The organism is Microvirga aerilata (assembly GCF_016743775.1).
Lineage (GTDB): Bacteria > Pseudomonadota > Alphaproteobacteria > Rhizobiales > Beijerinckiaceae > Microvirga > Microvirga aerilata.
The window spans coordinates 25,292-37,526 of sequence record NZ_JAEQMY010000048.1 but is presented as its reverse complement, the minus strand read 5'-3'; the positions used below and the strand labels follow the sequence as shown (position 1 = coordinate 37,526).

The 12,235-nt window shown below is 62.3% G+C and carries 13 protein-coding genes; 12 read left to right on the top strand and 1 reads right to left on the bottom strand.

Going from position 1 to position 12,235, the window contains the following annotated elements; translation table 11 throughout:
- Window positions 1–303: helix-turn-helix domain-containing protein (locus tag JKG68_RS22465; RefSeq protein WP_202063582.1), on the bottom strand; the 303-nt coding region annotated here is incomplete at its 3' end.
- A 173-nt stretch (window positions 304–476) separates the two neighbouring features.
- On the opposite strand from JKG68_RS22465, the gene JKG68_RS22460 reads away from it, so the two are divergent.
- From JKG68_RS22460 to JKG68_RS22405, 12 genes are all read left to right on the top strand, one after another.
- Window positions 477–1,496 (top strand): TRAP transporter substrate-binding protein, encoded by a 1,020-nt coding sequence (locus tag JKG68_RS22460; RefSeq protein ID WP_202063581.1) that lies wholly within the window; start codon window positions 477–479, stop codon window positions 1,494–1,496.
- A gap of 110 nt (window positions 1,497–1,606) precedes the next feature.
- The gene (locus JKG68_RS22455) at window positions 1,607–3,478 is read left to right on the top strand and encodes a TRAP transporter large permease (RefSeq protein ID WP_202063580.1); all 1,872 of its coding nucleotides are present in this window, start codon (window positions 1,607–1,609) and stop codon (window positions 3,476–3,478) included.
- Window positions 3,479–3,566: 88 nt separating this feature from the next.
- Window positions 3,567–4,736, top strand: a complete 1,170-nt coding sequence (locus JKG68_RS22450; protein WP_202063579.1) for an acetyl-CoA acetyltransferase — start codon at window positions 3,567–3,569, stop codon at window positions 4,734–4,736.
- Entirely contained in the window at window positions 4,733–6,370 is a 1,638-nt protein-coding gene (locus JKG68_RS22445; RefSeq protein WP_202063578.1) for an acyl-CoA synthetase, read from the top strand. The genes JKG68_RS22450 and JKG68_RS22445 overlap by 4 nt, the downstream gene beginning before the upstream one ends.
- A 39-nt stretch (window positions 6,371–6,409) precedes the next feature.
- A complete protein-coding gene (locus tag JKG68_RS22440) occupies window positions 6,410–7,204 on the top strand; it encodes an SDR family NAD(P)-dependent oxidoreductase (RefSeq protein WP_202063577.1) in 795 nt (264 codons plus the stop codon).
- Window positions 7,205–7,215: 11 nt separating this feature from the next.
- Entirely contained in the window at window positions 7,216–7,758 is a 543-nt protein-coding gene (locus JKG68_RS22435; protein ID WP_202063576.1) for a gamma carbonic anhydrase family protein, read from the top strand.
- Window positions 7,758–8,312 carry a PPC domain-containing DNA-binding protein gene (locus tag JKG68_RS22430; protein ID WP_202063575.1) on the top strand — a complete coding sequence of 185 codons (555 nt, stop codon included), beginning with the start codon at window positions 7,758–7,760 and terminating at the stop codon, window positions 8,310–8,312. The genes JKG68_RS22435 and JKG68_RS22430 overlap by 1 nt, the downstream gene beginning before the upstream one ends.
- Window positions 8,305–8,697 carry a PPC domain-containing DNA-binding protein gene (locus tag JKG68_RS22425; protein ID WP_246515737.1) on the top strand — a complete coding sequence of 131 codons (393 nt, stop codon included), beginning with the start codon at window positions 8,305–8,307 and terminating at the stop codon, window positions 8,695–8,697. The genes JKG68_RS22430 and JKG68_RS22425 overlap by 8 nt, the downstream gene beginning before the upstream one ends.
- A gap of 62 nt (window positions 8,698–8,759) precedes the next feature.
- Window positions 8,760–9,563: an SDR family NAD(P)-dependent oxidoreductase gene (locus JKG68_RS22420; protein WP_202063574.1), complete on the top strand. Its 804-nt coding sequence runs from the start codon at window positions 8,760–8,762 to the stop codon at window positions 9,561–9,563.
- Between the two features lie 12 nt (window positions 9,564–9,575).
- Window positions 9,576–10,457: an alpha/beta fold hydrolase gene (locus JKG68_RS22415; protein WP_202063573.1), complete on the top strand. Its 882-nt coding sequence runs from the start codon at window positions 9,576–9,578 to the stop codon at window positions 10,455–10,457.
- Between the two features lie 57 nt (window positions 10,458–10,514).
- A complete protein-coding gene (locus tag JKG68_RS22410; protein WP_202063572.1) occupies window positions 10,515–11,375 on the top strand; it encodes a PCC domain-containing protein in 861 nt (286 codons plus the stop codon).
- A 472-nt stretch (window positions 11,376–11,847) separates the two neighbouring features.
- Window positions 11,848–12,042 carry a hypothetical protein gene (locus tag JKG68_RS22405; protein ID WP_202063571.1) on the top strand — a complete coding sequence of 65 codons (195 nt, stop codon included), beginning with the start codon at window positions 11,848–11,850 and terminating at the stop codon, window positions 12,040–12,042.
- Window positions 12,043–12,235: the final 193 nt, after the last annotated feature.

Here is a 12,235-nt window from a genome sequence, read left to right as displayed (position 1 = left end):
GCCGAAACGAGTGCTTGCGAGGGTGCCCAGAACGTAGATTTCAGGTCCAATGTAGTAGCGTCGTGTTTCCGGATCTTGGTCGAGAAGGCCTGCCCTTACCAATGCGAGAAGCATCCGGCGGACGGTCGGCTTGGAAAGATCGCACTGCTCGACAAGCTCCGAGAGGCGAGCGCCCGAGGGCCCTGCCCGACCAACGAGGAGGAGCAGGGTGGCGGCACGGTCGATGCTTTGAGCGCCGCCGGCAGCGGCATCGCCAATCGTCTGCACGGCCGTTCTGGCTGACGTCCTCTTTGGGTGTTCCATTATGTGGACCTCTAGAGCCTGCCCGACGGGTTATTCGAAGGAGAGATAATTATCGTTTGACAAAGTGTGTTGTAGCGTTCTTCTTAGCCCAAGACAATAAGAAGGTCCATTCGATGGACCCTAAAAGATCCAAGGAAACGCAAAGGTCCAGTGAGGCCTGCCAGGAGGTTTATATGATTATCTCTCGTCGCCGTCTGCTCATTGCCGGCTCAACCGCATTCGCAGGCGGGGTCGTAGGAGCGCCGTTCATCGCACGCGCCCAGCAGGTCGAGTTCACCTACAAGTACGCGAACAATCTGCCGACTACGCATCCAATGAACGTGCGGGCTCAGGAAATGGCCGCGGCCATCAAGGCCGAGACCAATGGCCGCTTCGAGATGCAAATCTTCCCCAGCAGTCAGCTCGGCTCCGATACCGACACGCTCAGCCAAGTGCGCTCGGGCGGTGTTGAGTTCTTTACCCTGTCGGGCCTAATCCTGTCGACGCTCGTGCCGGCCGCCTCGATCAACGGGATGGGCTTTGCTTTCCCAGATTATGCAACCGTCTGGAAGGCCATGGATGGCGATCTCGGCGCTTACGTTCGTCAGCAGATCGCCAAGGCAAACCTCGTTGTTATGGACAAGATCTGGGATAACGGCTTCCGGCAAACCACGGCCTCGACGAAACCGATCAGCACGCCGGACGACCTGCGCGGCATGAAGCTTCGCGTGCCTCCTTCGCCGCTCTGGACGTCCATGTACAAGGCATTTGAGTCTGCGCCCACGTCGATCAACTTCAACGAAACCTATACGGCACTTCAGACCAAGGTGGTCGACGGTCAGGAGAACCCGCTGGCCATCATCTCGACCGCGAAGCTGTATGAGGTGCAGAAATACCTCTCCATGACCAACCATATGTGGGACGGGTTCTGGTTCCTGGGCAACCGCCGCGCCTGGGAGCGACTGCCCCAGGATGTTCGCACAGTTGTGGCCAAGCACATCAACGCAGCAGGGGAAAAACAGCGCGAGGACGTGGCCAAGCTCAACTCCACCGTTCAGCAGGAGCTCGCTGCAAAGGGCATGGTTGTCAACCAGCCTGATCCAGCGCCGTTCCGCGATAAGCTGCGCAAGGCCGGGTTCTATAGCGAATGGAAGGGCAAGTACGGCGACGAAGCCTGGGCCATCCTCGAGAAGTCCGTCGGCACCCTGGTTTAGGCGATCGATACCAGCAATCACGCTTCTGCTGCCGAGGGAGAGGCGTCCGCGGATCGGACGCCTCTCCGTCCATCGGACGTGATCCCCACAAATCCATAGGAGCGTTGGACATGACTTCCTCCGCACACGTGCTCGCCGCGCCGGAATCCGTGCCCGTCGTCGAGGACGATATCCGGCCAGGCTCCCGCCTTCTCAGGCCTTTTGAGATCGTTTCGTCGGCCCTGCTGGTCGCTATCATTGTCCTGTTGCTGGCTGGCGTCATCTCCCGCTATTTATTCTCGATTCCGGTGGTGTGGATCGATGAAGTCGCATCACTATGCTTTCTGTGGCTCGCAATGCTCGGGTCAGCGATTGCACTCGATCGTAATGAGCACCTCAGGCTAACGCTGTTCCTGAACATGATGCCGGAGCGGACACAGCGGTTCGTGGAGACCTTCGGGCTTTTGGTGATCGCCACCTTCCTGCTGTCGCTGGGGCCTCCGGCCTTCGACTATGCGATGGAGGAGTGGTACATCACCACGCCCGCACTGGAAATTCCGAACACTTTCCGCGCGGCCGCCATTCCCTTCGGCATGGTTGCCATGCTGGGCATCGTGCTCGCGTATGCCCTCCGGACTTCATCGTGGCGGGACCTGATTGTCTCGGCCCTCGTGATTGCCATGATTGCTGGCCTGCTGTGGTACTTCTCGCCCTCCCTCGTCAGACTCGGCAACGGCAAGATCGTTCTCTTCCTCGTCGTATTCGTCGCCGCATGTCTCGTTGCCGGTGTTCCCATCGCGTTCTGCTTCGGCATCGGCACGCTGAGCTACCTTGCCTTCGCGACACAAGTCCCAAGCTTCGTCATGATTGGCCGCATGGATGAGGGCATGTCCGGCCTGATCCTGCTGTCGGTTCCGATCTTCGTCTTCCTGGGCTGCATCCTCGATGCCACGGGCATGGGCAAGGCCATCATCGATTTCCTGGCCTCGCTGCTCGGCCATGTCCGCGCCGGCATGTCCTACGTGCTGCTCGGCTCGCTCTTCGTGGTTTCCGGCATTTCCGGCTCCAAGGTCTCCGACATGGCCACTGTCGCTCCGGCGCTCTTCCCGGAGATGAAGCGTCGCGGCCATAGCCCGCGGGAGATGATCGCGCTGCTTGCGACGGGAGCTGCCATGGCCGACACCGTGCCGCCCAGCATCGTCCTGATCGTGCTAGGCTCTGTTGCAGGCGTTTCCATTGCGGGCCTGTTCACCAGCGGCATCGTGGTCGCCATGGTCCTGCTCGCGGTCTTGGCGATCCTGGCCCGCTGGAAGAGCCGGCACGAAGACATGTCCAAGGTGAGCCGGGCGCCTCTCTCTCTTGTGGGACGCACTCTCCTTGTTGCGGCGCCTGCCCTCGTTCTGCCGTTCCTCATTCGCAGCACGGTGGCTGGCGGCGTGGCGACGGCCACCGAGGTCTCGACCATTGCGGTGATCTATGCCCTGTTCGTCGGCATTGTCCTCTACGGCGGCATCGGTTGGCGCACGTTTTACGGTATGCTCGTGGAGACGGCAGCTCTCACCGGATCGATCCTGCTGATCCTCGGCACCGCTCTCGCGATGGCGTGGGCGATTACGCAGGCTGGCGTCGCCCAGAGCCTCGCGACGTTCATGACAGGCCTACCCGGCGGCTGGCTCTCGTTCATGGCTGTGACCATTGTAGTGTTCCTGATCCTGGGCAGCGTGCTCGAGGGCCTACCAGCCATCGTGCTGATGGCTCCGCTGATGTTCCCGATCGCGAAGAACCTCGGGATCAACGACATCCACTACGCGATGGTCATGGTCACGGCGATGAACATCGGCCTCATGGCACCACCGATCGGCGTGGGCTTCTACCTCGCCTGCAAGATCGGCAACGTCCCGCCGGATGAGGCCATCGGCGCGATCTGGCCGTACCTCGTGGCGTTGCTCGTTGGTCTCGTCATAATCGCCACGGTGCCCTGGATCTCCATTGGGCTCCTCTAACGACCTTCGCCGGCAAGCCTTGAGGGTCGCTCGACCAGTAAGCGTACGACAACACGACATCGAATTACAAATTGAAGGAATTGCAGACATGACACGTGCTTGTATTGTTGGTTGGGCTCATACACCCTTCGGCAAATTGGATGATCCCGACGTCGAAAGCCTAATGGCGCGAGTTTCGGGCGAGGCTCTCGCTCACGCTGGGGTCGGACCTGAGGACGTCGACGGGATCTATGTCGGCGTTATGAACAATGGCTTCTCGAAGCAGGGCTTCGAGGCCGCCCAGGTTGCGCTCGATCATCCGGCTCTCGCCTACGTTCCGGCGACCCGCGTAGAGAATGCGTGTGGGACGGGATCGGCCGCACTCTATACAGCTCTCGACTTCATCGAGAGCGGTCGCGGACGAGTCGCCTTGGTCGTCGGGGCCGAGAAGATGACTGCCAAGCCAGTAGTCGAAACCAGCGATATCCTGCTGAGCGCCTCGTACCGGAAGGAAGAAGCAGACATCGACGGCGGCTTTGCCGGTGTGTTCGGCCGGATCGCGCAGAACTACTTCCAGCGCTACGGTGACCGGAGCGAGGAACTGGCTCATATCTCCGCCAAGAACCACAGGAACGGCGTCGCGAACCCCTACGCACAGATGCGGCGCGACTTCGGCTTCGAGTTCTGCAACGTCGTGTCCGACAAAAATCCCTATGTGGCAGCGCCCCTGCGGCGGACCGACTGCTCGCTGATCTCGGATGGGGCGGCGGCTCTCGTCGTGGCGGACGAGGAGACGGCTGAGCGCCTCCAGCAGGCAATCGCCTTCCGCACCCGCCAGCACGTCAATGACATCCTGCCGCTCTCGCGGCGTGACCCGACGGCCTTCGCCGGTGCCCGGATGGCCTGGGACAAGGCGCGCGCAGGTGCCGGCATCACCCTGGACGATCTCGACTTCGTCGAGACCCATGACTGCTTCACCATCGCCGAGCTTATCGAGTACGAGGCAATGGGACTCGCCGCTCCGGGAGAAGGCTACCGTGTCGTTCGTGAAGGCATTGCACAGAAGGACGGCCGCCTGCCGATCAACCCTTCCGGCGGTCTCAAGTCAAAGGGGCACCCAGTCGGCGCGACTGGCGTATCGATGCACGTCATGGCCTGCCTCCAGCTCATGAACCAGGCTGGCGACATGCAGATCCCGGACGCCAAGCTCGCGGGCGTTTTCAACATGGGCGGTGCGGCTGTCGCCAACTACGTGTCCATCCTGGAGCGACGCAAATGACGAGCCTCGATCAAGCTCCCGCGGGCGGCGTTGCGCCAGTCTCCAAGCGGGTCATGAACCTCTCCCACTTCCTGCGTCAGGTGGCGCGGCGATATGGCGGCGAGATCGGCTTCGTCCGGGGCGAGGATACCTGGACATGGGCCGAGCTCGATCAGCGAGTGGACGCCATGGCGGCGGCCCTTGCCGCACGGGGCGTGAAGAAGGGCGACCGCATCCTGGTGCAGTCCAAGAACGGCAACCAGATGTTCGAGTCGATGTTCGCCTGCTTCCGGCTGGGTGCCGTCTGGGTGCCGACAAACTATCGCCAAACCCCGGGCGAGGTGGCTTATCTCGCCCAGTCGAGCGGCGCCTCCGCGATGATCTGCCATTGCGACTTCCCGGAGTATGTCGCCGCCGCGCGCGAGGCCGCTCCGGCGATCCGCTTCGTCGTCTCCATCGGCGCCTCGGCGTTCGGCGAGGATTACGACGCCCTCGTCACACAGCACTCCGGACAGAGCGTACCGATTGCGTCGGTCGAGCACGACGATCCGTGCTGGTTCTTCTACACGTCGGGCACGACGGGACGTCCCAAGGCTGCCGTTCTCACCCATGGCCAGATGGCTTTCGTGATCACGAACCATCTCTGCGACCTGATGCCGGGCACCACGCATCGGGACGCCTCCCTGGTCCTGGCTCCGCTCTCGCACGGAGCGGGCATCCACCAGCTCGTGCAGGTGGCCCGGGGCGTCAAGACCGTCCTGCTCAAGAGCGACCGGTTCGATGCCGACGAGGCCTGGGACCTGGTCGCGCATTGGCGGATCACCAATATGTTTACGGTTCCCACCATCGTGAAGATGCTGACCGAACACCCATCGGTCGACGCGCACGACCACTCGTCCCTGCGCTACATGATCTACGCGGGTGCACCCATGTACCGGGAGGACCAGAAGCACGCCCTCAGGAAGCTCGGAAAGGTGCTGGTTCAGTATTTTGGGCTCGGCGAGGTCACGGGCAACATCACTGTGCTTCCGCCTGCGCTCCACGAGACCGAAGATGCACCCGGCGTGAAAGTGGGTACCTGCGGCTACGAGCGCATTGGGATGCAGGTCTCGATCCAGGATGACCAGGGCCGCGAGCTCAAGGCAGGTGAGACGGGGGAGATCTGCGTCTGCGGTCCGGCCGTATTCGCGGGCTACTACGACAACCCCGAAGCCAACGCGAAGGCCTTCCGCGACGGCTGGTTCCGGACCGGCGATCTCGGCCACCTCGACGAGGAAGGGTTCCTCTATATCACAGGTCGAGCCTCCGACATGTACATATCCGGCGGCTCGAATGTCTACCCGCGTGAGACCGAGGAGAAGATCCTGACCCACCCGGCGATCGCGGAGGTCGCCATCCTCGGCGTGCCGGACAGGACCTGGGGTGAGGTTGGCGTGGCGGTCTGCGTGCTGCGGCCAAACGCTACGCTCAACGAGCCGGAACTTCTTGCCTGGCTGGAGGGCAAGGTCGCCCGCTACAAGCTTCCGAAGCGCGTGTTTTTCTGGGATGCCCTGCCCAAGTCCGGTTACGGCAAGATCACCAAGAAGGACGTCCGAGCGGAACTCGAGGCGCGCGGCTGCCTGCCACTCGACCAACCCGCTCAGGCCTCGGCCTGAGTGGAAACGGCGCATCATTCGCCTAATGGGGAGACAAACATGGTTCAGCAACACTCGGTCCTCGTGACCGGAGGAGCGTCGGGCATCGGCCTTGCGGTGGTCGAGGCGGCTCTTGGGGAGGGCTGGCGCGTGATCGTTGCCGATCTCGATCCGGGTAACCTCGACCGATGCCGGGATTCCCTCGGCGCACCGGGCGACCGCGTGCGGTACGAGCAGATGAACGTTGCGGACGAGGACGCTGTCGTCCGCGCCATCGCGGCCTGCGAGGCGGAGTTCGGCCCCCTGACGGGTGTCGTCAACTCGGCCGGCATCGGGCGCGACGTTCCGGCACTCGACACCAGCGTCGATCTCTTCCGGAAGATGCTGGAAGTCAACCTGATCGGCAGCTTCGTGGTCTCGCGGGAGGCGGCCAGGCACATGCGCACCCGCGGCGCAGGCTCGATCATCAACATCGCCTCCGTTTCTGGGATCAAGGGCAACAAGGGACGCGTCGCCTATGGCGCGTCCAAGGGCGGCGTGCTCACGATGACCAAGGTCATGGCGGTCGAGCTCGCGTCCGTCGGCATTCGGGTGAACGCGATCGCTCCCGGTCCGATCGAGACGCCGCTCGTGCAGGAGATCCATACACCGGAGGTGCGCGCCGCCTGGATGACCACGGTGCCACAGCGGCGCTATGGATCGCCTGCCGAGATCGCCGGAGCGGCCATTTTCCTCCTCGACGATCGCAAGTCCAGCTACGTCACCGGCCAGACGATCTGCGTTGATGGCGGTTTCACTACCGCGGGCATCATCGGCGAGCCGTCCGCCGCTTTCGATCCGCCTGTCCAGGCATAGAAGGCTCAAACATGACCCATTTGTTCTCCCTTGCTGAAACAGCACCTGTCCTTCCCCAAGAGGGCGAGTACTGGATCGCTCCAGGAGCCGTTCTGATCGGCAACGTTCGTCTTAAACGCGAGGCCAGCATCTGGTTTGGCACGGTGTTGCGTGCCGACGACGACCTCATCGAGATCGGCGAACGCAGCAATGTCCAGGACGGCTGCGTGCTTCATGTCGATCCCGGATATCCGCTGACGATCGGCGAGGACTGCACGATCGGTCATAAGGTGATGCTGCATGGCTGCACCATCGGTTCGAACACCTTGATCGGCATGAACTCGACCATCCTCAACGGAGCGCAGATCGGTCGGAACTGCCTGATCGGCGCGAACACGCTAATCACCGAGAACAAGGTCATTCCCGATAATTCACTCGTCATGGGGGCCCCGGGCCGTGTCATTCGGGAGATCGATGATGCCGGCGTGCAGAACCTGACCGAGGGAGCGGCGCTTTATGTCAGGCGCTGGCGTCGATACGTGCGTGAGCTGGCACCTGCCTCCGGAGGTGTCTGATGAAACGGGTAGTCACGACGCAGTTGCCCCGGCCGCGTACCTTGATCCACCCCGGCCGCTTCAACCCGGTTCGCATTCAAAGCCTTCGTTCGTCCAAGGGGCGGCATGTCAGACTGGCGCTGTTGCCCGGCGTGAGCCTTTTCGACGGCCTCGTGAAGCCACTGGCGGAAATGGGGATCACGTCTGCCTCGACGACAATCCTCGGCGGCTATTTCGAGGGCGTTCAATATTGCGTCGCGCCTCCTGATCAGCAGGGGCAGGCTGTAATCGCCTATTCCAAGCCGGTTCCCGCCGGCCGCACGTACATGATTTTCGGCAATGCGACGCTGGGAACAAGCATGAACGGCTCGCCGCTCGTGCATTGCCATGCCGCGATCCGCACCGAAAGCGGGGAGGTCAAGGGTGGCCACATCCTGACGGATACCTGCATCGTCAGCCGCGATCCGGTCCCAGTTCTCGTCACCTCGCTCGACGAGTTTGAACTCCGGCAGGCCTACGATCCCGAAACGAACATTGCGCTTCTTCAACCATACAAGGAAACGACCAATGGGTGAGATGATCGCCGTCGAGAACGGCTCAATGGGCCGTGTGGCCTACGCGAGGATCGCTCCCAACGAGGATCTCGTCCAAGGGGTGGAGAAGCTGTGTCTCGCCGAAGGCTTCAGAAACGCATTCGTGCGCGGTGCGCTGGGCAGCCTCGTGGATGCATGCATGGGCACGATCGACGGTAAGTACCTCCAGATCCAAGGTCCGGCCGTGGAAATCGTCAGCCTGGCGGGCGAGGTGCGTCAGGGCGATGACGGCTCGCTCAGGGCAGCACTCACGGGCGTCGTGGCAGACCCGGAGGGGAATGTCTATGGCGGACCTTTCGTCGCCGGCTTGAACCCAATCTGCATGACGTTTGAGGTCACCCTCGAGGAGTGGCTTCCTGCAAAGTGAACGGCATGGCGCCACGGCAGCGGCGTCTGGCGCCTTAGCGCTGCGAGGTGGAGCGGAGATGAATGGTTGATCGTCTTATAGGCAGGACTGCCGTCGTGTTCGGGGCAGGGTCCTCGGGGCCGGGATGGGGAAACGGCAAGGCTGCGGCCGCCGCCTATGCGCGGGAAGGGGCCCGCGTAGCCTGCATCGACCTGGTGCAGGAAGCTGCGGAGGAAACCGCATCCATCATTGCGGGTGAAGGCGGCGAGGCCATTGCCGTCGCGGCGGACGTCACTGACACGGGGTCAGTCGAGAGCGCAGTAACGCAGGTCATCGAGCGTTTCGGGAGCATTAGCATCCTGCACAACAACGTCGGCGTCACCCACATGGGCGGGCCGGTCGAGCTCAGCGAAGAGCAGTTCGAGGCCGCACTCAAATTGAACATCGGACCCGTCTACCGCACGGCGAAGGCCGTCATCCCCCACATGCTGCGTCAGGGCGGAGGCGCCATCGTCAACATCTCCTCGCTCGCGGCGATCCGGTGGACCGGATATCCCTATTTTGCCTACTACGCCACCAAGGCGGCGGTGAACCAGGCTACCGTGGCGCTCGCGATGCAGTATGCCCGCCAGGGCATTCGTGCCAACTGCATTATGCCCGGCCTCATCGACACCCCGCTGATCTACCGGCAGATCTCTGGGCAATACGCCTCCGTGGAGGAGATGGTGGCGGCACGCAACGCGGCCGTTCCGGTCGGCAGGATGGGAACAGCCTGGGATATCGCCAACGCCGCCGTGTTCCTGGCCTCTGATGAGGCCCAGTTCATCACCGGCGTTTGCCTACCAGTGGACGGTGGGCAGAGTTGCGCCGTCTCCGAGTTCCGTTGAAGGAGGATCGTAATGGCATTTGCAAGCACGGGCGACGGCGTGCGGCTCTTTTACGAATCCGCCGGCCAGGGCAGGCCCCTCGTGTTCGTGCACGAGTTCGGCGGGAATTACTGGAGCTGGGAGCCTCAGGTCAGTTACTTCTCCGGCCGGCCCCAGTGCATTACCTTTGCGGCCCGGGGCTATTTACCTTCGGATATTCCGGAGCGTGTGGAGCAGTATCCACAGGCGCGAGCGGCCGATGATATCGTTGCCGTGATGAATGCGGCAGGGATCGGGAAGGCCCACGTCGTGGGTCTTTCCATGGGCGCATTCGCCTGCGCGCATGCTGCCTTGCGCCATCCGGACCGTGTGCTGTCGGCCGTCGTTGCCGGTGCGGGCTACGGCTCCGAGAAGGAGCACCAGGAGGCCTTCCGCCAGAACTCCGAGCAGGTTGCGAGAGGTTTCGAGGAGCGGGGCGCCGAGGGGTTTACCCCCGTTTACGCCGAGAGCGCGTCGCGCGTTCAGTTCCAGGACAAGGATCCACGCGGCTGGACGCTGTTTGCCGAAAGGCTCGCGAAACACTCCGCCCGCGGGGCCGCCAACACTATGCGGGGCGTCCAAATGCGCCGCCCTTCGCTCTACGATGTGAAGGACGAACTGAGCGCCATGCAGGTTCCCCTGCTGGTGGTCGTGGGTGACGAGGATGATCACTCCATTCAGCCGGGCATCTTCCTGAAGCGCACCGTACCGTGCTCCGGCCTCGCCATGTTCCCGAAGTCGGGCCATACCCTGAACTTGGAGGAGCCCGCCTTGTTCAACCGTGTGGTGGCCGAGTTCATCGCTCAGGTCGAAGCCGGTCGATGGGGACCTCGCGATCCAAGGGCTGACCCCCAGCAGATCATGCGGGCGGACTGAGAGATCTCGGTCCTGTGCCGAGGGCGCCCAAGACCCTGACAAAGGCAGGTAAATGAAATGAGGCATATCCATCACCCGGGTCCCGTATCCCTGGAGCGCACGGTCGAAGTCGCAGGCGTGCCCATTCGGCTGCGCTTCGTACTCGAACCGGGGCATTCGGTCGACGCGGCTATCGCCAGGGGATTCGCGGCTTCGGGCTGCGTCGGAGGATTCGTGACGCTCATGGGCGGACGGTGCGAGCCGTTCAGGTTCGTCATGCCGGCTGCATCGCCGGACGCCCATCACGTAGCCTGGTTCAGCGACACCTTTGCACCTGAAGGCTTGGTCGAGATCACGCGCGCCTGCGCCATTGTCGGGCAGCGCGATGGCAAGCCTTTCGTTCACTGTCACGGGATCTGGGAGACAACGGAGGGCATGCAGATGGGCCACATGCTGGCCCCCGAAACCGTGGTGGCAGAGCCCATGGAGGTCAGCGGGATCGGCCTGGGGCGCGCTACCTTCAAGGCTCTGCCTGACCTCGAGACGAACTTTACCCTGTTCGAACCCGCACCGGTCGCCGAAGACAGGCAGGAGCCGGTAGGTTCGCGCGTGCTGCTGGCGAAGGTCCGGCCCAATGAGGATATCAGCCTCGCCATTGAGGACATCTGTTCAAGGCAGGGAATCGGAAGGGCAAATGTTTACGGCATCGGCAGCCTGAACGGGGTGCGATTCACCGATGGTGGGCGCGTGGAGGCATACGCCACGGAGGTGTTGATCCACGAAGGCAGGGTGGAGAGTGCCCAAGGCCGGCCAAGAGCCTCGCTCCAGATCGATGTGGTCGACATGGAAGGCCAAATTTTCTCAGGGAGTCTCGTCCGCGGAGACAACCCCGTTTGCGTGACCTTCGAGTTGGTGATCGAAGAGGTCAACCAGCCTTAGGAACCGCCGGGTTGTTCTAAGAGGTGAAGAGCGTTGAACCTGCGAACCTCCAGACGTTCGGAGCAGGAGACATCATCTGAAACCGTTCATGCACTCTCAGTGGGGCTCGTCGCGTCAAGCTTAAGGCCGGGGGGATGATGCGCTGATCCGAACCAGAGCGTCGACGGACCAGAGAGCATAAGTGTTGGAAACGCTGGTCGTAAGGACCGATTTTGGCACATCTGAGAAGTTAGGCGGAGGGCAGCTAACTCAGCCGAAGCAGACGTTCGCGAGCGGTCGGGGATCGGCAGAGCATGACCCGTTGCGGACCTTCAAGCCGCCAACAGCCTACGCCGTGTAAGCACAAGACATTGTTGGATTACAACAAGAACTGGCGGGCTCAAATTTGATATCGGCCGACCCATCAGAAAAGGTTGGTGATCGGATCACGAATCACATCTTGTGCCAACATGCTCAACCAAGGGGAGGTTGCATGTTCTTCGTTGTGACGGGACAAGCACTGAATGGGCTGCTGGCGGTCACCTGCGAGACAGCGGCCGCAGCGGTCGAGAAGGCCCGTGCCTTTATTGCTGACGGAGTGCTCGACGTCCTCATCACCGATGCGGACGGGCGGCAGCATCCCCCTAGCGACTTCCGCCGCCTCCTGCTTGGGACCCGATCCCTATAAAGCTGCTTCAAAGCCCGGCCATGCTCCCGCGGAAGGCTTTCCCTGAAAGCCAAGCTAACTGGCGAAGAGGCGGCTCCTTTCCTTTGCAATCGAAGTCACCTGCGTGAGCCACGTCACAGCATCGGTCGGCCGCGTCTCCCTGGCTGTATCGTCTCTGCATGGGCGCAGCTGCCAACCTTGTAATCCGGTATGA